The 20,585-nt window shown below is 70.2% G+C and carries 20 protein-coding genes; 11 read left to right on the forward strand and 9 right to left on the reverse strand.

Annotated elements, in window-relative coordinates:
• Positions 1 to 25: 25 nt before the first annotated feature.
• On the reverse strand, positions 26 to 1,045 hold the full coding sequence (locus tag FHX52_RS20485) for a LacI family DNA-binding transcriptional regulator (RefSeq protein ID WP_141824218.1): 1,020 nt from the start codon (positions 1,043 to 1,045) through the stop codon (positions 26 to 28).
• Positions 1,046 to 1,160: 115 nt separating this feature from the next.
• Between FHX52_RS20485 and FHX52_RS20490 the strand changes: the two genes are divergently transcribed.
• Together FHX52_RS20490 and FHX52_RS20495 are read left to right on the forward strand one after the other, a co-directional pair.
• Entirely contained in the window at positions 1,161 to 2,189 is a 1,029-nt protein-coding gene (locus tag FHX52_RS20490; protein WP_141824219.1) for a Gfo/Idh/MocA family oxidoreductase, read from the forward strand.
• Entirely contained in the window at positions 2,189 to 2,992 is an 804-nt protein-coding gene (locus FHX52_RS20495) for a TIM barrel protein (protein ID WP_141824220.1), read from the forward strand. The genes FHX52_RS20490 and FHX52_RS20495 overlap by 1 nt, the downstream gene beginning before the upstream one ends.
• A 136-nt stretch (positions 2,993 to 3,128) precedes the next feature.
• On the opposite strand, the gene FHX52_RS20500 is transcribed toward FHX52_RS20495, so the two are convergent.
• Together FHX52_RS20500 and FHX52_RS20505 are read right to left on the reverse strand one after the other, a co-directional pair.
• Positions 3,129 to 3,308 carry a hypothetical protein gene (locus FHX52_RS20500; protein ID WP_141824221.1) on the reverse strand — a complete coding sequence of 60 codons (180 nt, stop codon included), beginning with the start codon at positions 3,306 to 3,308 and terminating at the stop codon, positions 3,129 to 3,131.
• A 204-nt stretch (positions 3,309 to 3,512) separates the two neighbouring features.
• Positions 3,513 to 4,331, reverse strand: a complete 819-nt coding sequence (locus FHX52_RS20505) for a hypothetical protein (protein WP_141824222.1) — start codon at positions 4,329 to 4,331, stop codon at positions 3,513 to 3,515.
• Positions 4,332 to 5,334: 1,003 nt separating this feature from the next.
• On the opposite strand from FHX52_RS20505, the gene FHX52_RS20510 reads away from it, so the two are divergent.
• Positions 5,335 to 5,994, forward strand: coding sequence for a VOC family protein (locus tag FHX52_RS20510; RefSeq protein WP_141824223.1), 660 nt, complete (start codon positions 5,335 to 5,337; stop codon positions 5,992 to 5,994).
• A 113-nt stretch (positions 5,995 to 6,107) separates the two neighbouring features.
• Here the strand turns inward: FHX52_RS20510 and FHX52_RS20515 are convergent, their stop codons facing one another.
• From FHX52_RS20515 to FHX52_RS20525, 3 genes are all read right to left on the reverse strand, one after another.
• Positions 6,108 to 6,896, reverse strand: a complete 789-nt coding sequence (locus FHX52_RS20515; protein ID WP_141824224.1) for an alpha/beta fold hydrolase — start codon at positions 6,894 to 6,896, stop codon at positions 6,108 to 6,110.
• A 35-nt stretch (positions 6,897 to 6,931) separates the two neighbouring features.
• A complete protein-coding gene (locus tag FHX52_RS20520; RefSeq protein WP_141824225.1) occupies positions 6,932 to 7,666 on the reverse strand; it encodes a sulfite exporter TauE/SafE family protein in 735 nt (244 codons plus the stop codon).
• A gap of 69 nt (positions 7,667 to 7,735) precedes the next feature.
• Complete coding sequence (locus tag FHX52_RS20525) at positions 7,736 to 8,239, reverse strand: MarR family winged helix-turn-helix transcriptional regulator (RefSeq protein ID WP_141824226.1); 504 nt, start codon at positions 8,237 to 8,239, stop codon at positions 7,736 to 7,738.
• A 40-nt stretch (positions 8,240 to 8,279) separates the two neighbouring features.
• Between FHX52_RS20525 and FHX52_RS20530 the strand changes: the two genes are divergently transcribed.
• Positions 8,280 to 9,293, forward strand: a complete 1,014-nt coding sequence (locus FHX52_RS20530) for an EamA family transporter (protein ID WP_141824227.1) — start codon at positions 8,280 to 8,282, stop codon at positions 9,291 to 9,293.
• Here the strand turns inward: FHX52_RS20530 and FHX52_RS20535 are convergent.
• Entirely contained in the window at positions 9,275 to 10,768 is a 1,494-nt protein-coding gene (locus FHX52_RS20535) for a WD40 repeat domain-containing protein (protein WP_141824228.1), read from the reverse strand. The genes FHX52_RS20530 and FHX52_RS20535 overlap by 19 nt on opposite strands.
• A gap of 236 nt (positions 10,769 to 11,004) precedes the next feature.
• Between FHX52_RS20535 and FHX52_RS20540 the strand changes: the two genes are divergently transcribed.
• The 7 genes from FHX52_RS20540 (at position 11,005) to FHX52_RS20570 (ending at position 18,581) form a co-directional block, all read left to right on the forward strand.
• The gene (locus FHX52_RS20540; RefSeq protein WP_141824229.1) at positions 11,005 to 12,369 is read left to right on the forward strand and encodes a dihydrolipoyl dehydrogenase family protein; all 1,365 of its coding nucleotides are present in this window, start codon (positions 11,005 to 11,007) and stop codon (positions 12,367 to 12,369) included.
• 111 nt (positions 12,370 to 12,480) lie between these two features.
• On the forward strand, positions 12,481 to 13,338 hold the full coding sequence (locus FHX52_RS20545) for an HAD family hydrolase (protein ID WP_141824230.1): 858 nt from the start codon (positions 12,481 to 12,483) through the stop codon (positions 13,336 to 13,338).
• Positions 13,339 to 13,378: 40 nt separating this feature from the next.
• Positions 13,379 to 14,365, forward strand: coding sequence for a hypothetical protein (locus FHX52_RS24005; protein WP_185747410.1), 987 nt, complete (start codon positions 13,379 to 13,381; stop codon positions 14,363 to 14,365).
• Positions 14,366 to 14,444: 79 nt separating this feature from the next.
• Positions 14,445 to 14,885: a YciI family protein gene (locus tag FHX52_RS20555; RefSeq protein WP_141824231.1), complete on the forward strand. Its 441-nt coding sequence runs from the start codon at positions 14,445 to 14,447 to the stop codon at positions 14,883 to 14,885.
• Between the two features lie 259 nt (positions 14,886 to 15,144).
• The gene (locus FHX52_RS20560) at positions 15,145 to 16,383 is read left to right on the forward strand and encodes an RNA polymerase sigma factor (protein WP_141824800.1); all 1,239 of its coding nucleotides are present in this window, start codon (positions 15,145 to 15,147) and stop codon (positions 16,381 to 16,383) included.
• Between the two features lie 74 nt (positions 16,384 to 16,457).
• Complete coding sequence (locus tag FHX52_RS20565; RefSeq protein ID WP_246070297.1) at positions 16,458 to 17,822, forward strand: amidohydrolase family protein; 1,365 nt, start codon at positions 16,458 to 16,460, stop codon at positions 17,820 to 17,822.
• Between the two features lie 159 nt (positions 17,823 to 17,981).
• Positions 17,982 to 18,581 (forward strand): hypothetical protein, encoded by a 600-nt coding sequence (locus tag FHX52_RS20570; protein WP_141824233.1) that lies wholly within the window; start codon positions 17,982 to 17,984, stop codon positions 18,579 to 18,581.
• A 58-nt stretch (positions 18,582 to 18,639) separates the two neighbouring features.
• Here FHX52_RS20570 and FHX52_RS20575 read toward each other — a convergent pair whose 3' ends face one another.
• Together FHX52_RS20575 and FHX52_RS20580 are read right to left on the reverse strand one after the other, a co-directional pair.
• Positions 18,640 to 19,227 (reverse strand): hypothetical protein, encoded by a 588-nt coding sequence (locus FHX52_RS20575; RefSeq protein WP_141824234.1) that lies wholly within the window; start codon positions 19,225 to 19,227, stop codon positions 18,640 to 18,642.
• Between the two features lie 172 nt (positions 19,228 to 19,399).
• Positions 19,400 to 20,449 (reverse strand): TerC family protein, encoded by a 1,050-nt coding sequence (locus FHX52_RS20580; protein ID WP_141824235.1) that lies wholly within the window; start codon positions 20,447 to 20,449, stop codon positions 19,400 to 19,402.
• Between the last annotated feature and the right edge of the window lie 136 nt (positions 20,450 to 20,585).

Here is a 20,585-nt window from a genome sequence, read left to right on the forward strand (position 1 = left end):
GTCGGCACTGACGTGGGTGCCGCGATCACCTCGAACTGGGGTCTTTGGCGCGGTTGGGCGGTCGGGCGGTGCTCGTGCGGACCACGAGCTCGGGATCGATGACCGTCGCCGGACCCGGGGCGGCGCCCGTCAGCCGCTCGTCGACCGTCCTGATGGCCGCGGCGCCGAGCCGCTCGGCGTCCTGGCGCACCGTGGTCAGGCCGACATGGGGGTATGCCGCCTGGCGGATGTCGTCGAAGCCGACGACCGACACGTCGTGGGGGACGCGTAGGCCTGCTTGTCGCACGACGTCGATGAATCCGAGGGCGCAGCGGTCGTTGAAGGCTGCGACTGCGGTCGGGCGACTACGTCCAAGTGCGAGGAATTCCGTTGCGGCAGAGGCGCCCTCAAGTTCCGTGAGGCCGCCAGGAATGACCAGCTCCCGAAGTTCTCCGGCCCGCCGCAACCCCGTCCGATAGCCTCGACGTCGTTCGGCCGCGCCCGCCGCGCGTCCGCCGTCGAGCAGCGCGATGTGCTCGTGGCCGAGCTCGACCAGGTGGGCGACGGCGAGCTGCAGGCCGGCCGCATCGTCGGTGCGAACGACGTCGACATCGCCGGAGACGGCACGCAGCACGCTGACGACGGGCAGCTGTCCGGCCAGGCGGGCGAGCGTGCCGGCAGCCAGAGTGCTGCCGAGGGCGACGATCGCCTCGCACCGTTCGGCCAACAGCGTGTCGACGGCGGCCGACTCGGTGCGATCAGGTGTGACGCCGCTGAGGACGACCTCGTAGCCCGCGGCGTCGGCATGCGTGTAGAGGCTTTGCAACAGGTCACCGTGGAAGGTCGCGCCGACTGAGAAGGTCACTCCGACCGTGCGGGTGCGGCTGCGGCCGAGCCGGCTCGCTCGGGTGTCCGGGCGGTAGTCGAGCTCTCGCGCCGCAGCGAGCACCCGCTCGCGAGTGGCGTCGGAGGCGCCGGCGACGCCCCGGAAGACGATCGAGACCAGGGCCCGAGAGACGCCGGCCCGCGCAGCGACGTCCTCCATGGTGACCCGCTCAGATGCCATGCCGAGAGTCTAGAGCGCTCTACCCAGTTCCCCGCAACCTCTTGACCTGTGGCCAGCGAGCCGCTTCACTGGAGCAACTAGAGCGCTCTAGTCGCGCAACCACGAAGGAGAAGCGATGTCCATCCCCGACCCCGTCCGCGTCGGCCTCATCGGCGCCGGCCGCATCGGCACCTACCACGCCACGACCCTGGCGCGCCGCCTCCCCGAGGCCGAGCTCGTCGCGGTCGCCGACCCGTTCGAGGCCTCCGCCAAGCGGCTCGGCGATGCGCTGGGGGTCGAGTGGCTCACCGACAGCCAGGCCCTCATCGACGACCCCCGCATCGAGGCTGTCGCGATCACGTGCGCGAGCACGGCCCACGCCGATCTCGTCGTCGCTGCCGCGCAGGCCGGCAAGGCCGTCTTCGTCGAGAAGCCGATGGCGATGACCCTCGCCGACGCCGGCCGCGCGATCGGCGCGGCCGAGGCGAACGGCATACCCCTGCAGGTGGGCTTCAACCGCAGGTTCGCTCGCGACTTCGCCACTGCCCACAACGTCGTCACGTCCGGTGGCATCGGCGCGCCGCAGCTGCTGCGGTCGCTGACGCGCGACCCCGGCCTCGCCAACCCTGCTGGCGTGCCGCCGTGGACGATCTTCACCCAGACGCTGATCCACGACTTCGACGCCCTCAACTGGCTCAACCCCGGCGCCACGGCCGTCGAGGTCAGCGTCATGGCCGACGCCCTCGTTGCGCCCGAGTTCAAGGACGGCGGGCTGCTCGACACGGCCGTCGTCACGATCCGCTACGACAACGGCGCCATCGCGGTCGCCGAGGCGAGCTTCTCGGCCGCATACGGCTACGACGTGCGGGCCGAGGTCTTCGGCTCGGCGGGCATGGTCCAGGCCGGCAGCCCGGCTCATCTCACGACGAGCCACTGGAGCGCCACGGGCGTCTCGAGCCCGACGGCACGCGCCGACACCGACCTCTTCGACAGCGCGTATGCCGCTGAGCTGGCAGCGTTCTGCGCCGCGGTCCGCGGGGGCGCCCCCACACCCGTCGGGGGCCGGGACGCGCGCGCGGCGCTGCGCATCGCGCTCGCCTGCGTCGAGTCGGTGGAGACCGGTGGCACCGTCACGGTCCGCGACACCGACCGGGTCGGTGCCTGATGACGACGACGGGAGCGAGCCCCTTCACGCTCGCGGTCAGTGCCGAGATGGTCTTCGTCGACCTCCCCTTCGCCGAGCGGGTGCGCCGCATCCATGGCCTCGGCTTCCAAGTCGAGATCTGGGACTGGACGCGGCACGATATCGAGGAGCTGGTGGCTCTGCGCGACGAGGGTGTCGTCTACTCGTCCATGACGGGATATGTGCGCGGGCGCCTCAGTGACGCCGAGGGGTCTGACGAGCTGCTCGCCACCGCAAGGGAATCCGTGCCCGTGGCGCAACGCCTGGGCATCCCCCGACTCAACCTGCACGGCACGGGACTCGATGACCGAGGCCTGCCGGTGCGCGCCGACCCGGTGGTGACGGGCGACATGTGGCTGACCGCCCGCTCGACGCTGGCACGCATCGCCGAGCTGGGGGAGAGCGCGGGCGTGACCTTCGTCCTCGAGAACCTCAACACGGCCGTCGACCACCCGGGCGTCCCGTTCGCGACCGCTGCCGATTGTCTGGCCCTCGTGAAGTCGGTCGACAGCCCGCACCTGCGCCTCATGCTCGACCTCTACCATGCACAGATCGGCGAGGGGAACCTCATCGAGCTCTGCCGGCGGGCCCTGCCGTTCATCGGCGAGATCCAGGTCGCCGACGTGCCGGGGCGGTGCGAACCGGGATCCGGTGAGATCGCCTACCCCGCGGTGGCCAGGGCCCTCGTCGAGATGGGTTACAAGGGACCGGTCGGGCTCGAGGCCTTCGCCTCGAGCGACCCCGAGCTGGCGCTCGCGCGCTTCCGCGAGGCCTTCACCGTGTGATCCCCCTCCCGAATCGAGGTGATCCTGTGCTCCACGTGGGTGCCGCGATCACCTCGACCGGGCGGGGTCGGACGGCGGTTCGAGGTGATCCTGTGCCCCACGTGGGTGCCGCGATCACCTCGAATCGGGGGTCAGGTCAGCTCTGGAGGGGGCCGGCCCAGCGCCAGTCGCCATCGGGCCCCAGGTACTCGACCCGGTTCACGCCGTCCTCGGTCTCCTCCTCGTCACGCGCCCAGAGGAGGGCCTCAGCATGGTCGGCATGGTCGCCCTCCGCGACGACATCGCCGAGGGCATCAAGGAACCGGTAGCGAGGCATGCTCGCGATGCTAGCCCGCGTGGACTCCCATTGGCCCTGTCGGCCGTCTACCTTCGGAGTATGGCCGAGAGGCCACTCGGTCAAGAACCTGAACACAAACTTCTAGCCTTCGTCGTCGCGTGGAAGGGTGCCACGCCGTCGGGCGAAGTACGTCGACCAGATCCCGACGCGGGTCTGACAGTCAGACCGCCCTAGACATCGGCACTAATCGCGCACCGCGGGGGCAATCGGCAACGTGTTGTCCGCAAGAGATCGAACTGAACCCGTGAGCACGTTAGATCCCCTGACATCGACTGCGCAGAAATAGTTGCCGTCGATCTGTCCGTCGGCGATTTCAATATCTTTGAAAAGATCTTGGCTCACGCGGCCGATGTACTCATTGAGTCTCTGCTCGCAGGCGACCCCGGAGCTCTCAGAAATGGGTCCGAAGTAGAAAACCTCGCGGCGGTGTGGTTTCGAGCAGGGCGTCTCCTCGGTTGTCCCGGGATCCGTGCAGCGTCTTAAGGCGTCGCCCGAGCTTTTGCCCAAGGTTCCGCGAATGGAGCTTCGATAATCAAGTCCCCGAAGCCCGGAGACCTGGCAGTCCAGGGCGCCGGACTCTATGGGACGGGTTTCTAGGCGGCTTAGTAGTACTTCGATATCTGGGTGGCCTCCAGCGTATCGAATGAGTTCGGCGGCAGAACAATCTCCGTTTTGTGAGAAAACTTCCGCGTCATGAGGTAACGAGCAATTGGTCGGATTCTCGCCCACCAGGCAGGTCCCAAGTTGCCATCGGGCAGCCAAGGGCGCAGCGGTGGAGATGTCGTGAGGAGGGTTGGTTGGGTTGCTGCCAGTTCCCGGAGCGATCGACTGAGGCGCAACCCGGCTTGTTCCCCCTTGGTCCGGAGCCTGCGTGGATTGTTTCCACGCGTAATAGCCCCCAGCGATCGACCCGAGAGCCCCAAGCAGGAAGACTGCCTTGACAATAAACTGGGCTACTGGCGAGAGCTTCGTGAAGAAGGCGCGAATGCTACTGACGATCACGGAAGTTCGACTTAGGTCAATCGCACGTCGGTCAGTACAGCGGTCAGCGATCCGCTTTCACAGTACTCGTTAACTTTGTCCTTATATAGTTGGATAATCAATGCATTGACGCCTCGAGCGTCAATCCTTATCGGGACGACGGAGTTGAATGGAACGCGCTTGATCTCCGCTTGACGTCCGTTGGAGGTAACGGCTACTAGCAGTGTCTGCGTTGACACGGCAGACGAATTTCCTTGGCCTGCGCGAAACTCCAACGAATCGAAGTTGTTTGCCAGTCTCAACTCGAGAGTCGTGGAGGCATCGGCTGAGCACTGGCTTACTGCGGTCGAGATCCCCCGAACTTGCTTGGCGCTGCCAATGTCATAGCGATCCTCCGTCCAGTCATTCGATGGATTGAAGAAGTCGACCAGGCCCAACTCGGAGCCCCGCTTGTCTGGCTGCACGGGCGCGGATCCGGCACTCGTCTCCAGACCTGTGGGAGTTGCCTCACTCGTAGACGACTCGCTCGTGACTTGTGGGGTGGACATGGCTGTGACCGTCACGGCGGAGGTGACGGTGACCGTGGGTGGCACGACGCCGCTAGGCCCTTGAGAACAGGCCGTCAACGGCACGATGGTTAGGACTGCAAGTGCAACTGTCGTCTTCCGCACGCGATGATCCTCCGCTCAGCTCGTGGCCCGATAGTAGGCAGCGGCGCCCGAATTCTCTACATACGGCTGCCCTTGTCTCGAAGCCTGGTCGAATCGTTGTTCGGCGAGTCGCCGAAAGTGGCTCGTCTGGCGACCTCGTCGACACTCGCTCACATTGGTTGGTATGTCGGATTGGCTTTACCGGCGAGGAAGAGGCCGAATCAGACAGCGACTCATCAGGCGATCGGCGCGCACGGATCGGGATGCAAGCTGTTCCTCGAGCGACTGCCCGCGGATGTCCGCACAGCGGATGGAGGGGCGGCCTGAAGAATGCGCCTCAACCGGGGCTCATGCTCGTCCGCTATCGTCGGAAGATGGCCGGAAAGCTGAGCCGACAGGCGGCGTCCGAGGCGCTGCCCGCGTGGCGGCACCTGCTCCAGCGAATGCACCTCACCGTGCGGGCGCCCGACTTCGTCACGGCGCTCGACTTCGTGGGTCGGGTCGGCCGGCTCGCGGAGGAGCAGGGGCACCATCCGGACGTCGACCTGCGCTACGACGTCGTGCACGTTGTGCTCTCGAGTCACGACGTCGGCGGCGTCACCGAGCGCGACGTCACCCTCGGCCGGGCCATCGACGCGGTCGTCGCCGAGCTGGGGCTCGTGTCGGAACCGAGCAGCCTCACCCAGGTCGAGATCGCGATCGACGCCCTCGACATCGACGCGGTGCAGCCGTTCTGGGCGGCGGTGCTCGGGTACGAGGCCGTGGCCCGCAACGACGTCCAGGACCGCCTCCAGCTGGGGCCGGCCGTGTGGTTCCAACAGATGGATGAGCCACGGCCACAACGAAATCGGATCCACCTCGACGTCACGGTCGCCCACGACGAGGCGCTCGCCCGCATCGATCGCGCCCTCGCTGCCGGCGGTCATCTCGTCTCCGATGCCGAGGCGCCGGCCTTCTGGATCCTTGCTGATGCCGAGGGCAACGAGGCGTGTGTGTGCACCTGGCAGGGCCGAGACCCGCAACCACACGACTGAGGTATGCCGTCCGCGCCCGTCAGGCGGCCAGGAGTGGCCACTCGACTCGAGTGAGGCGACCAACTGTGGCCTCTCGACTCGGGTGAGGCGACCAGGAGTGGCCACTCGACGGGTCAGGTCCAGCTCAGTGCGTCGGACGCGGCGAGGCAGACGAGGTCGGCCAGCTCGTCCGGGTGGGTGAAGAGGTTGTTGTGCGAGCCGCCGAGCAGTGATGTCCGCGTGCGTGCAGCAGACACGGCAGACGTCGCCAGCGTGTCGAGCCAGGCGGCCGGGGCGAAGGCGTCGTGCACCCCGCTCGTCACCGTGAGGGGTGCGCGCAGGGCGGCGATGCGGCGCTCGGGGGCATCACGCATACCGGAGTGCAGCATCTGGGCGATGCCCAGGCGGCCGTGGCCGATCTCAGCGGGGTCGACCTCGCGCGGGCCGTCGTCGCGGTAGGCGAAGGGGGTCACCGCAGCCAGGGGCACGACGTGTCGTCGCGTGGGCGCGAAGGTGGGCCCGGCCATGACCAGGGAGTAGCCGTGGCGCACGCCCTCGAGCGCGAGCGCCGCGGTGAGCGCAGCCTGCGAGCCCGTGGAGTGTCCGAGCACGACGACCGGCCGCTCGGCGGCCCGAGCCCGGACCCATCCGGCGGCCGACAGCCCGATGGCGTGGATGTTGGGGCGGGTCGGCCTCGGTCGGGCCGACCCGAAGCCCGGCAGGTCCAGCACCTCGCAGTCGAGTCCGCGGGCGGTGAGCGAGCGAGCCGTCGGCAGCGTGTAGAACGGTAGGCCCAGCCCCGGCAGGATGACGACGAGCGGCCCGCCAGCATCCAGACCCGATGCGGCAACTCGGAGCGACCGCACGACCCTCCCGCCGACCGGCGTCAACCGCTCCCTGATGTCCCCTGCTCCGACCCCCATGGCGCGAGACTATCCGCGTCACCCGTCGCTGGCTCTCACCGCACGACGAGGGCCAGCGCCGACACGACGGTGGCCGCGAGCACGGCCTGGTCGAAGCGGGTCTGGCTGAGGCGGCGGGCGGTGTGCAGTCCGATCCACGTGCCCAGCAGCACGAGCGGCGCGAGGGCGAGCGTGCGCCACAGCGTCTCGCCGTCGAAGAGACCGAGCCCGAGGCTGAAGGGCACCTTGCAGAGGTTGACGCCGAAGAAGAAGAGCGATGCCGTGCCGAGGAAGCGCCGCTTCTCGACCCCCTGCGCGACGAGGTAGAGCGTCATGACGGGCCCTGCCGCATTCGCCGTCATCGTCGCGAAGCCCGCGGCCACCCCCGTGCCGATCGCGGCAGGGCGGGACTCGCCGATGCGGGTCGTGTCGGGGGAGCGCCACTTCAGGGCGATCTGCATCGCCGCGAGCACCAGCAGCAGTACTCCGATGCACCGGCGCAGCGTCGCGTCGTCGACCCACGCGAGGAAGAGCGCGCCGAGCGCGAGGCCGGGGAGCACTGCCGGGATGAGCCGCCGCAGCATGACGAGGTCGGCGTCGCGCCGGTAGTGCCACACCGCGACGACGTCACCGATGAGCAGCAACAGGAGGATCGCGGCGGTCGACTCCTTGGTGGGCAGCACGAGCGCGAAGATCGCGATGGCGATGCTGCCGACTCCGCCGATGGCGGTCTTCGCGAACCCCACGAGCACGGCTGCCACCCCGAGCAGCAGCACCGTCGTGAGGGTCATGCCCGCGAGGGTATGCCGCCTGGCCGGCTCGGTGACCGCCCTGCTCGGCCGGTGGTCGGCTGCCGTGCCTCAGACCCCGAGGGATGCGCTGAGCTTGCCGAGCAGCCGCGCGAGGGTCGCCCGCTCGGCAGCGCTGAGCGGCTCGAGGAGCCGAGCCTCGTTGGCGAGGTGCTCCGGCACCGCGCGGTCGGTCAGCTCGAGCCCGGCGGGGGTGAGCGCGACGATGCGGCTGCGACGGTCGCCACCGGAGACGCGCCGCTCGACGAGGCCGGCGCCCTCGAGCCGGTCGAGCCGCTTCGTGACGGCGCCCGAGGTCACCATCGTCTGCTCGACGAGGTCGCTCGGCGTCAGCTCGTAGGGCGGCCCGCCCCGCCGCAGCGTCGCCAGGACGTCGAAGTCGCCCTCGCCGAGGCCGTGCGCGCTGTAGACCCGCACGAGCTCGGTCGTCAGAGCGAGCCCGACGCGGTGCAGCCGGCCGATGACGAGGATCGGTGACGCGTCGAGGTCGGGCCGCTCGTGCGCCCACTGGTCGACGACGTGCTGGACGTGGTCGTGGACCGGCTCGGCGCTCATGGACTGGACTCTATCTTCCATGGAAGGTAAATTGTCTTCCGTGGAAGACAATCGAGCTGGCTGGGGCACCATCGCCCTCACCGCAGTGCCCGCCGCCGTGTGGGGGTCGACGTATGCCGTGACGCAGCTCTGGCTGCCACCGGGCCGTCCACTCTTCGCCGCGACGCTCCGTGCGCTGCCCGTCGGACTGCTCATGCTCCTCTGGCTGCGACGCCTGCCGCGCGGCGACTGGTGGTGGCGCTCGCTCGTGCTCGGCAGCCTCAACATCGGCTTCTTCTACGCCCTGCTCTTCTTCGCCGCCTACCGCCTGCCGAGCGGCCTCGGTGCGACGCTCGTCGCCACCGCACCGATGGTGACGATGGCCGTCGCCTGGCTCCTCATCGGCGACCGCCCCGGACGGATCTCTTTAGCCGCCAGCGTGGTCGGCCTCTTCGGCGTCGGCCTGCTCGTGCTGCAGAACGGCCTCGACCGGCCGCTCGACCTGCTCGGCCTCGCCGCCGGCCTGCTCGCCGTCGTGCTCTCCTCCTGCGGCTTCGTCCTGACGAAGAAGTGGACGCCGCCGGTCGACGTCGTCACGGCGACCGCCTGGCAGCTCGTCGCCGGAGGGGCCGTCCTCGTGCCGATCGCGCTGCTCGTCGAGGGCGCGCCCCCGGCTCTCGACCTGCCGGCCGTGGGCGCCCTCGCCTACCTCGGTGTCGCCGGCAGCGGCCTCGCCTACGTCCTGTGGTTCCGCGGCCTGCGCATCCTCGGGCCGACGGCGGCCTCGATCATCGGGCTCGTCAACCCCGTCGTCGGAGTGGTGCTCGGCGTCGTCCTTCTCGGGGAGTCGTTCGGCCCCGTGCACCTCGTCGCGATGGGCCTCATCGTCGGCAGCGTGCTGGCCGCGCAGGAGCCGTGCGTGCGGCCCTCGCCCGTCGCTTCCCGCGAGCCCTCCGTCCGCACTACGCGACCACGCGCTGGTTCCGTCACGACGGGCCGCCCGGACGCGCTCGACACCCCGGCACTCGCTCTCGTGCCGAGCCGGAGCAAGCGGGCTCAGCTGCCGGCGCGGTAGCCGACCGTCGCGAACCCGGGTCCCGAGACACCCGTCACGACGACGGTCCCGGAGGACGTGATGGCCACGGCGTGCGCCTCGCTGATCGGGGGCTCGGCGCCTGCCGGTGCGGCATACGTCGCCGTCCAGCTGACTGCGCCGGTCGCGCTGTCCTGGCCGACGGTTGCGTACTGGTCCTGCATCGGAGCCGGCACGGTGCGGCCGGTCACGACGACGGTGGCGCCGTCGGGGCTGACCGCGAGGTCCGAGGCGTTGTCGTCTCCGCCGGCGGGTGCGTTCCACCGCGTCGCCCACCGCCTGCTGCCATCGGTCGTCGCGTAGGCGAGGGTGATCATGTCCTCGTGCCCCTGCGTGGCACCCTCGCTCGTGCCGGCCACGAAGACGGTCGCGCCGTCGGGTGCGAACCCGATGGAGCCGGTCCCCTCGTTCTGATGAGCCGGTCCGTCGTAGCGGGCGACCCAGCGCTGCCTGCCGGTCACCGCGTCATAGGCCACCGTGGCGGAGTCGGTCCGGGTCGCCTTGGTCTCGCTGAAACCGGTCGTGACGACCGTTCGGCCGTCGGGGCTCACGCCGACCGCCAGGGCGCTGTCGTTCCCGGCGACGTTGGAACCATAGATCGTGACCCACCGGCGGGCGCCGGTCGACGCGTCGTAGGCGATGGTCGCGAACTGCGACTCGCCGCCCGACGCGGCAGTGGCGCCGGCCGCATACACCGTCGTGCCGTCAGCACTCGCGGCGAGCGAGTGCGCTCCGCTGGGGAACCAGCCCTGCTCGGTCGCACCGCGCTCGTCGTAGCGGGCGACCCAACGCTGCGCGCCCGTCGTCGCGTCATAGGCCACGGTGGCGAAGTGCGTCCCGCCAGGGCTGCCGGCGCTCGTTCCGTTGACGACGACGAGCGATCCCGCTGTCACGATCGCAGCCGGGTTGTCGGCGCCGGAACCTTTGCCGGCATAGGTCGTCCGCCACATCGGCTTGCCCGTCGCGGCGTCGAACGCCACGGTGAGGTAGTCCTCGCCGGTGGTGGCAGCCGAGGAGGTGCCCGTCGCGAAGACGGTCGCGCCGTCGGCGCTGACGGCGACAGCTGCCGCGCCGTCGGTCCATCCCGTGCCGGTGGCGATCCAGCGTTGCGCGCCGGAGGCGATCGTGTAGGCGATGGCCGGCCCCTGGCCGACGACGTAGGCGACGGTGCCGTCGCTGCTCACCGCGACGTCCTGCCCCGCGGCCGGCCGTCCAGCCGAGGCGGGCTTCCACGCCTGGGCCCACAGCTGTCGCACCGATCCGGTGACTACCGAGTCGCCCGTCGCGCCGGTCGGCCCGCCGGACGTGGGGGACGCGCTGGTGGCCGGGCTCGAGGCGGGCGTCGGCGTGGACGGCGTCGTGCCGCACGCCGCCACGCCCAGCACGAACGCGGCGCAGAGGGCGGTGCTCCTGGTGAGTCGGCGACTGATGCGGTGTGAGCTGACGAAGGTTGACATGGCGGGACTCCTCTCCAGCACAGCGTTCCGCGCGTGCCCGGCGGCGCGTCAGAGTCGTTGGTCCTCCGAGTCGGACACGTCGGTGCTCGTCGGCGCTCGTCCATGACCGTCCGCGCCCGTCCGCGGTCCGTGCCCCTCCGCCCACGCCGACCGGCCTCGTCCCGCACCGACCCTCTGCCGCACCCGGTTGGCGAGCCGGGCTTTCGCGACGGGCCCGCAGGGGTAAGGGTGAGGTCATGACCAACGACGCCCACGCATTCGATGTCATCGTCATCGGGCTCGGCCCCGGCGGTGAGCACGTCGCCGGCAGCCTCGCCGAGCGCGGCCTGCGGGTGCTCGCCCTCGACGACCGCCTCGTCGGCGGCGAGTGCCCCTACTGGGGCTGCATCCCCTCGAAGATGATGATCCGGGCCGCCGACGCCCTCGCCGAGGCCCGCCGGGTCGACGGTCTCGCCGGCACGGTCGGCGAGGTCACCCCCGACTGGAGCGTCGTGGCCCGCCGCATCCGCGACGAGGCCACCGACGACTGGGACGACCAGGTCGCCGTCGACCGCCTCGTCGGCAAGGGCGCCACCTTCGTGCGCGGGCGGGGTGTCATCGAGGGCCCCGGGCGGGTCGCCGTCGACGGCACGACCTACACCGCGACGACGGGCATCGTCGTGGGCACCGGCACCACCGCCGCGGTCCCGCCCATCGAGGGCCTCGCGGACACCCCGTACTGGACGAACCACGAGATCATCGAGGCCACCGAGCTGCCCGCGTCGATCATCGTGCTCGGCGGTGGCGCCATCGGCTGCGAGCTGAGCCAGGTCATGGCCCGCTTCGGCGTCGACGTCACCGTCGTGGAGGCCGCCGACCGCCTGCTCGCCCTCGAGGAGCCCGAGGCCTCAGCGATCCTCGCCTCGACGTTCGAGGCCGAGGGCATCACAGTGCGGCAGGGTGTCGGCGCCGAGAAGGTCGCCCACGACGGCGACACCTTCACCGTGACCCTCGCCGACGGCTCGACCCTCACCGCCGAGCGGCTGCTCGTCGCCACCGGCCGCCGCGCCGACCTCCGGGCCGTCGGCCTGCACCGGGTCGGCGTCGCCGAGGACGCTCGCACGGTGCCCGTCGACGACCGCTGCCGTGTGACCGGCGGGGTCTGGGCTGTGGGTGACATCACCGGCAAGGGCGCCTTCACCCACGTCTCGATGTACCAGGCCGGCATCGTCATCCGCGACGTCCTCGGCGACGACGGGCCGCCGGCGTCGTATGCCGCCCTGCCGCGCGTCACGTTCACCGACCCCGAGGTCGGCTCCGTCGGCCTGACCGAGAAGCAGGCGCGCGACCAGCTGGCGCACGTGCAGGTCGGCGTCACCCCGCTCGGCGAGACGACGCGAGGCTGGATCGCCAAGGCCGACGGGCTCATCAAGCTCGTGGCCGACGCCGACAGAGGCGTGCTCGTCGGCGCGACGACGATGGGCCCCGCAGGCGGCGAGGTGCTCGGCGCGCTCGCCGTCGCGGTCCACGCCGAGGTGCCGATCGAGCGGCTCCGCTCGATGATCTACGCCTACCCGACCCTCCACCGCGGCATCGAGGACGCCCTCGGCCGCCTCGCCTGAGCGCGCCCGCGGGCTCTGGGCCCAGCCCCGTCACCAGCCGTTGGTATGCCGTTCGCCCGCCGGACGGCATACCCCGGCTGTGTCGTCGGCGGGCCAGATAGCGTTGCGGGCATGGCACAGCGACTGCTCGCGCTCGACCTCGACGGCACGACCCTCAACCACATGGGGGAGCTCTCACCTGCGGTGCGCGACGCGATCGCGGCCCTGCCGGAGGAGGTGTCGGTCGTCGTCGCGACCGGACGCTCGATCATCGCGACGACGCCGATCCTCGAGGCGCTCGGGCTGCGTGAGGGCTATGCCGTCTGCTCCAACGGAGCCCTGACGATCGCGCTCGAGCCGGGGTCGGAGCTCGGCTACTCCGTCATCGACATGGTGACCTTCGACCCCTGGCCCGTGCTCGAGAAGCTGCGCGTGGCGCTGCCCGACGCGCTCATCGCCGTCGAGGAGCCGGGCATCGGCTTCAAGGTGAGCCGGCACTTCCCCGACGGCGAGCTCATGGGCCACTCCCGTGAGGTCGACTGGGACGAGCTCGTCGCGCACCCCGTCACCCGTGTGACGCTGCGCCAGCCCGAGTCGAGCGCCGAGGACTTCATGGAGCTCGTCGAGCGCGCGGGACTGCACGAGGTGTCCTACGCCGTCGGATGGTCGGCCTGGCTCGACATCAACCCCGAGGGCGTCTCCAAGGCCAGTGCGCTCGAGCTCGTGCGGCGCCACCTGCAGGTCGAGCCCGCCCACACCATCGCGTGCGGCGACCAGCGCAACGACCTCGAGATGCTGCACTGGGCGGCTTGGGGCGTCGCGATGGGCAACGCCCCCGACCAGGTCAAGGCGATCGCCGACGAGGTCACCGGTCACGTCGACGACGACGGCCTCGTGCCGGTCGTCGAGGCCGTCTCCGAGGCGGTGCGTGCCGGAGTGACGTTCCGCGAGGGGGTGGCCTCGGCCGCGACCGCGCGGCTCGAGCTCTAGCCCGCCACGCGGCATACCCTGTCGGAGGAGGGAGGGCGCCGTGCCGATCGTCTACATCCATGGCGTCGCGGTGCGCGACGAGGACGAGGTGCTGGCCAGGGCCATCCGGCAGTTCGGTGAAGTGCCCTGGACGACCATCGAGCAGCACCTGCGCACGCACGTCGCGCCTGCGATCTCGGACGACCCCGGCGGGGTGCCGGTCATGCGCGCCTACTGGGGCGATCTGGGCGCCCGATTCGCCTGGGGCGGAAGGTCGCTCGTCTCCCGACCGGAGGACCTGCGCGACGATGCGGCTGACGTCGTCGACGAGGCTGCCGAGCGTCTCGCCGACGAGCCGGGTGCGACGGCCGAGACCGGCGAGGCCGACGAGAGCGGCGAGGCCGACGAGAGCGGTGGCAAGCCGGGCCTGCGCGCGCGGGGGGTGCGCCGGCTGCGGTCGACGGCCACGGCGATCCGCCGGCCCCTCGAGGACTTCGTGCCTCTCTTCATCGGCGACGTCATGACCTACGTCGTGGGCCGCGGCACCTCCGACGCCCCCGGCCCGATCATCGAGCGGGTCCTGCAGCAGCTCGATGCGGCAGCCTTCGCGGCGGCGAGCCGGGAGGAGCCGCTCGTCGTGCTCACGCACAGCATGGGCGGGCAGATCGTCTACGACCTCGTCACCCACTTCCTGCCGCGCATGCCCGAGCACCGCGGCATCCGCATCGACTACTGGTGCGCGGCCGCGTCGCAGGTGGGCCTCTTCGAGGAGCTCGGCCTCTTCATCGAGAGCGACCCGACGTGCGGGGCCGACACGGGTCGCATGGCGAAGCACCCGTCTGCCGAACACCTCGGCGGGTGGTGGAACGTCTGGGACCACGCCGACCTGCTGAGCTTCCGGGCCGCGGGCATCATCGAGGGGGTCGACGACTCACCGTTCTTCGCGAGCGGGTCCCTCGCCACCGACCACTACCGCTACCTCGCGAACCCCGACTTCTACCGGGCGCTGGCCGAGCGGGTGGCCGTGAGTGTGGAAAAGGATCGCTAGGCGTGTCGAGATGCGGCGGCGCCGATCGACGTGGTGGTGAGCGAGGCCGCGAGGGCAGCGCCGCACGAGGGAGACTCACATGCGATTCATGATCATCGTCCCCGCCACCGCCCGCTCCGAGGCCGGCGGCCTGCCGACTGAGGCGGAGCTCGCCGCCATGACCGACTACAACGAGGAGCTGCTGCGCGCCGGTGTGCTCGTCGGTGGCGAGGGGCTGCACCCGACGAGCCGCGGCGCCCGCTTCGACTTCGCGCCCGACGGTGAGGTGACCATCACCGACGGGCCCTTTGCGGAGTCCAAGGAGCTCGTCGCCGGCTTCACCCTCATCGACGTGAGCTCGCGCGACGAGGCCGTGGAGTGGGTCAAGAGGTGGCCGCGGCTCGGCGGCGAGGAGGGCTTCGGGCTCGAGCTGCGCCAGGTCTTCGCGGCCGAGGACTTCGGGGCCGAGCTCACCCCCGAGCTGCAGGAGCGCGAGGCGCAGATGCGCGCCCGGACCAGCGCCACCACCCCCCAGGCCTGATTCGGGCACCCACGGCCCAGCCAACCCACACTCGAAGGAGCAGTGCGTCGCCGTCCAGCGAGCCCGCGCGGGCGTGGGGGAGGGCGACGAACTGCTCATTCGACTGACGAGGCGATGTTCACGATCGAGAGAGCGATTCGTCGGGGTGGATCGCTCATCGGGAGATGACACCCGCTCGTGCAAGAGTGAGCGGGTGCCACCCACCACCTCTGCCCACGACGTCGAGAGCGTGCGCCGCACCGTCGAGGCGGTCTGGCGCATGGAGGCCGCCAAGGTCACAGCGGTCGTCGCACGCGTCGTCGGCGACGTCGGCCTCGCTGAGGACCTCGCGCAGGACGCCTTCGTGCAGGCGCTCGAGCAGTGGCCGCGCGACGGGGTGCCCGACAAGCCCGGTGCGTGGCTCACCTCGACGGCGCGACGGCGCGCCATCGACCGCATCCGCCGTGACGTCAACCTCGCGAGCAAGCTGCAGCAGGTGGGCCACGCGGAGGAGCTGAGGGCAGCTGACACGGCCGAGGCGGACTTCGACGCGGCGCTCGCCGACATCGATGACGACGTGCTCGGGCTCGTCTTCGCCGCCTGTCATCCCGTGCTCACGCCCCAGGCGCGAATCTCGTTGACGCTAAGGATGATCGGTGGTCTGACGACGCGCGAGATCGCCCGCGCCTTCCTCACGTCCGAGGCGACCATCGGCCAGCGCATCTCGCGGGCGAAGCGCACGCTGAGCCAGGACGGAGTGACGATCGAGGTCCCCTCCGGCGCCGACCTCGCTCCGCGGCTCGCGTCGGTGCTCGAGGTCGTCTACCTCATCTTCAACGAGGGGTATGCCGCGACGTCGGGTCAGGACTGGGTGCGTGGCGACCTCATGGAGGAGGCGATCCGGCTCGGCCGCAAGCTCGAGGCGCTCGCCCCCCGCGAGGCCGAGGTGCACGGACTGCTCGCGCTCATGGAGATCCAGGCCTCGCGCACCCGAGCACGCATCGGCCGCGACGGCGAGCCGGTGCTCCTCCTCGACCAGGACCGCACGCGCTGGGACTGGTCGCTCATCCGCCACGCGCTCGCCGCGCTCGACCGCGCGACCACGCCGGACGGCACCCGCGCCGAGACCCCGCCGGGGCCGTACGTGCTCCAGGCCGCCATCGCCGCCTGCCATGCACGGGCCCGCACCGCCGACCAGACCGACTGGCCGATGATCGTGCGGCTCTACGAGCAGCTCGGCGCGCTGCGCCCCTCTCCGGTCATCGATCTCAACCGTGCTGTCGCGCTGTCGTATGCCGTGGGGCCGGCTGCCGCGCTCGACGTCGTCGACGGGCTGGTCGGGTCGGGGGCCCTGGAGGACTACCACCTGCTGCCGAGCGTGCGCGGCGACCTCCTCGAACGCCTGGGGCGTGGCGACGAGGCCCGGTCGGAGTTCGCTCGTGCTGCCGCGATGACCCAGAACGACGCGGAGCGGGCGCTGCTCGAGCGTCGCGCCGAGGGGGCCGAGTCGCAGGCCTGATCAATCCGCCTGCGGACGTGGCGTATCAGGGCTACCGTCGAATGGCCCTGCACTGTCATGGAGGGAGCAGGCACGTGGCTGCAGCTGTGAAGGGTCCGTTCGAGACGGCATACGCCCGCGGCATCGTCGACGAGCTGCCGCCGCCGACGCGACGGCGCCGTGCGCTGGCTGCGCCCTTCGCCCTGCACGGCGGCGTCATCACACCGAGCGGCGCCTGGAGCAGCGGCTACGTCACGGTGGCCGCGGGTGAGATCACCCGGGTGGCGAAGACGAAGCCGACCGACGTGCGCGTCCTCGAGACCGACGGGGTCATCCTGCCCGGGCTGCTCGACCTGCACGGGCACCCGGAGTTCAACGTCTTCGCTGCGTGGGAGCCGCCGAAGCTCTACCCGAACCGCTATGCGTGGCGGCGGTCCAAGCCCTACCAGGCCCTCGTGCGTGACCCGCAGAACGTGCTCCTCACGCAGGTGCCGCCGAAGACGCAGACCCGGTATGCCGAGGTGCGGGCCCTCGTCGGCGGCGTCACCGGCATCCAGGGAGCGTCGGGGGCGAGCAGCGCATCGTCGGAACCGCTCGTGCGCAACATCGACCAGTGGGCCTTCGGTGCGCACCGGGCGCGGTCGATGGTCGACCTGCCGTCGGGCACCTTCGGGCTGCCGAGCTTCCAGGCGGTGATGAAGCGGATCACCGCCGGCGACGTCAACGCGTTCTACCTGCACCTGTCGGAGGGGCGGCGTGGAGACGAGGTGAGCGCCAAGGAGTTCCAGCGTTTCCTCGATCTCGGCGGCGCCACCTCGGTCACGAACATCATCCACGGCAGCGCCCTGACCGTCGACGACCTGCACACCGTGGCCGGGCTCGGCTGCCGGCTCGTGTGGTCGCCGCAGTCGAACCTGCGCCTCTACGGAGAGACGACACTGGCCGGGGAGGCAATCGCCGCAGGGATGCCCGTGGCACTGGGCGCCGACTGGCTGCCGTCAGGCTCGACGAGCCTCCTCGCGGAGATGAAGGTCGCGCGGCGCGAGCTCGCTCGGCAGGGTCGCCCGATAGCGGCTGCCGATCTCGTCGCGATGGTCACCTCAGTGGCCGCCCGAGTCGCCGGGCTGGACGAGCACCTCGGCTCGATCGCAGTGGGCCGACCGGCGGATCTCGTTGTGCTGGAACGGCATCACAGCGATGCCTATGAGAATGTGTGTCTCGCTGACCCGTCCTGGGTCGAGCTCGTCTGCATCGGTGGCGACGTCACCTACGCGCGTGCCGACTGGTTCGGTGAGCTGTCGGCGTCCGCCACGTCGTCGACGATCGAGGACCTCATCGCGTGGGGCAAGCCGATGCGCCTCGACACCGGCTACCAGGGTGGCGCCGACGTGCCGTCGCTGTCGGCAGTGCGCAGCCAGCTCACCGGTGCCTACCCTGCGGTGGGGCCGATCTTCGCCTGAGCCTCAGCGGGATTCGCGAAAACCGCCACGGGGCGGTCACATCGGGCGATATCGTGTCGGTGCTCAGTCTGCACGGGGGACTCGGCATCCAGGAGTCATGCCACAGCGTCGGCCCGGGTGATGGCGAAAGCCCCATCTCTTTCTTACAGAAGGACACTCATGAGCAGTGAGACCAAGAACCCGTCCGAGCACCGGGGAGTCGCCCGGCGCACCGTGGCCAAGGGCATGGCATGGTCGGTGCCTGCGGTCGCAGTTGCGGCTGCCGCCCCGGTGCTCGCCGCCTCGGGCGCTCCGCCCACCCCCGCCGTCGGAACCGCCTGCAAGCTGCCGGGCAACAGCGCCCAGGGTTGCGCGGACGTCTTCGCCGGGCTTCCCGGGCTCGACCCGAACAAGGCGTTCGCCATCCCCCTGCTCATCACGAACAACACGAACAAGGCGATCGTCCTCAAGCCGAGCGTCACGATCACGTCGTCCGGGCTGCCCTTCAACGTCGTGGGCATCATCCCCACCTACTGCACCCCGATCGCTCCGGGGGCTTCCGTCAAGGTCATCGTCTATGCGAACTCGGACAACAGCGCCAACCAGTCCGTCACCCTGGGCTTCATCATCCCGTGGGGGCATGACTGCAACGACGTCGACCACGCGCCGATCGTCATCAACGACGTCGTGATCAGCGCGTTCCCGCCCTGCTCGAGCAACACCCCGTTCCCGCAGGGTCCCCCGACCTGCGACCCGCCCTTCTACCAGCAGCCGGCCTGACGACAGCCGGCCGGGCGGAGCCGCCGCCCGGCCGTGTGGCCGAGTTGCAGGACCGGCATCAGCTCGTGGCGCTCGGCGACGGCTTGGCCGCCGGAGCGGCGAGGTGCACGACGACACGCGCCGTCGGGTCGGTCGCTCCGACTCCGGTGACGAGGGCCTTGGTGCCGACCGAGACCGCTCCGATCGTCGAGGCCGTTGCCTTGGCTCCCTTGCCCGACCCCGCGATCCGCTGTCGCACGGTGGTGTCGGCAGTGACGGCGAACGTCATCGAGACGCCGTCCTTGGCCTTGACCGTGATCGAGGTGGCCGAGACGGCGGTGACGTCGCCCCGGATCGCCTGATGGGTGACGGGCCCCTGCTGGCTCTCGGTCACCCAGGTGGCGTGCAGCGCCCGGAGGAGCCGAACCCGCAGTCCTCGTCGGTCTGCGCCGTTCGGGGTGTCACCGGCTGTCGGGGTGTCGACGGCGGCGTTCACGAGCTCGACGGTGTCGGAGCCGGAGGCGCCCTGGGCCGACACCTGCTGGTCGGCTGGTGCGGAGGCTGTGGCGGGATCGGTCTCGGAGCATGCCCCGAGGGCGAGGGTGCTGAGTCCGATGATCACGGCGACGGAGGCGGCGGGCTTGCGCCAGGTGGTGTGGTTCGTCATGTCTCCAGCCTGCCGCGCCGACGTCAAGGACCGGCCAGCATCATGTTCGGATCACGTTCGGCTGACGCCGAAGGACCACCCGTCCTCCCCGAATACGTCACCAGAGCCAATCGAAAGAGCAGTTCGTCGGCCATCTCCACGACGAACTGCTCTTTCGATTGGTGGGGTGGGGTCAGTGCTCCTGGACCAGCTCCTCCTCGACGTCGCTGTCGATGTCCCGGTCACGCTCACGGCGGTTCGCGGCGAGACTCGTCAGGGTGACGACGACGAGGATGCCGATGATGACGCCGAGCGAGGCCAGCGTCGGGATCTCGGGCACGGCCGGCCACACGGTGTGGGCCCAGTGCAGCACGAGCTTGACGCCGATGAAGCCGAGGATGAGCGCGAGGCCGTGGCCCAGGTGGACGAGCGAGCTGAGGGCGTTCTCGAGGACGAAGTAGAGGGCGCGCAGTCCGAGCAGGGCGAAGGCGTTCGTCGCGAAGACGAGGTAGGGGTCGCCGGTGATGCCGTACACCGCGGGCACCGAGTCGATCGCGAAGACGATGTCGGTGCCGAGGATGGCGATCGCGACGACGGCGAGCGGCGTGAGCCAGCGCTTGCCGTCACGCTTGACGCTGAGGCTCGTGCCCTCGTAGCCCTCGGTGACGGGGTAGAAGCGCTTGATGAAGCGGACGCTGCGGATCGAGCCGACGTCGATGGTGTGGTCCTCGTCGGAGAGCGCGTCGCGGCCGACCTTGATCGCCGTGACGAGCAGGATCGCGCCGAAGAGCAGGAAGGTCCACGAGAAGCTCGCGATCATCTGGGCGCCGAGCGCGATGAAGATGCCGCGCAGGATCAGCGCGCCGGCAACGCCGATGAGCAGCACTCGTTGGCGCAGCTCGCGCGGCACGGCGAAGGCGGACAGCAGGATGATGAAGACGAAGAGGTTGTCGACCGACAGCGACTTCTCGACGAGGTAGCCGGTGTAGTACTCGATGCCCTGCTGCGAGCCGTACTGCGACCAGAGGAACACCCCGAAGGCGAGCGGGATGGCGATGTAGAACGCCGACCAGCCCACCGCCTCGCGCATGCTCGGGTCGTGCGGCTTGCGCGTGATGAGGAAGTCGATGACGAAGAGCGCGACGATGGCGACGATGGTGGCGGTCCAGAGCGTCGGGGTGCCGATCGACTCCGTCGTCGAGACGGCCGAGACCGCCGTGACGGTCGATGCGGATGCGAGCATGAGGTCTCCTCAGAACGATGTCTGAGGTCTCCTTCACCGGCTCGCGCCGACCCCGCACCGAGGCGGCCGTGGGGCCACCGGACTGACCGGAACGGGCGTGGGAAGTACTCCCCTCGCGATGAAGTGTAGGGAAGGT

The organism is Humibacillus xanthopallidus (assembly GCF_006717145.1).
GTDB lineage: Bacteria > Actinomycetota > Actinomycetes > Actinomycetales > Dermatophilaceae > Humibacillus > Humibacillus xanthopallidus.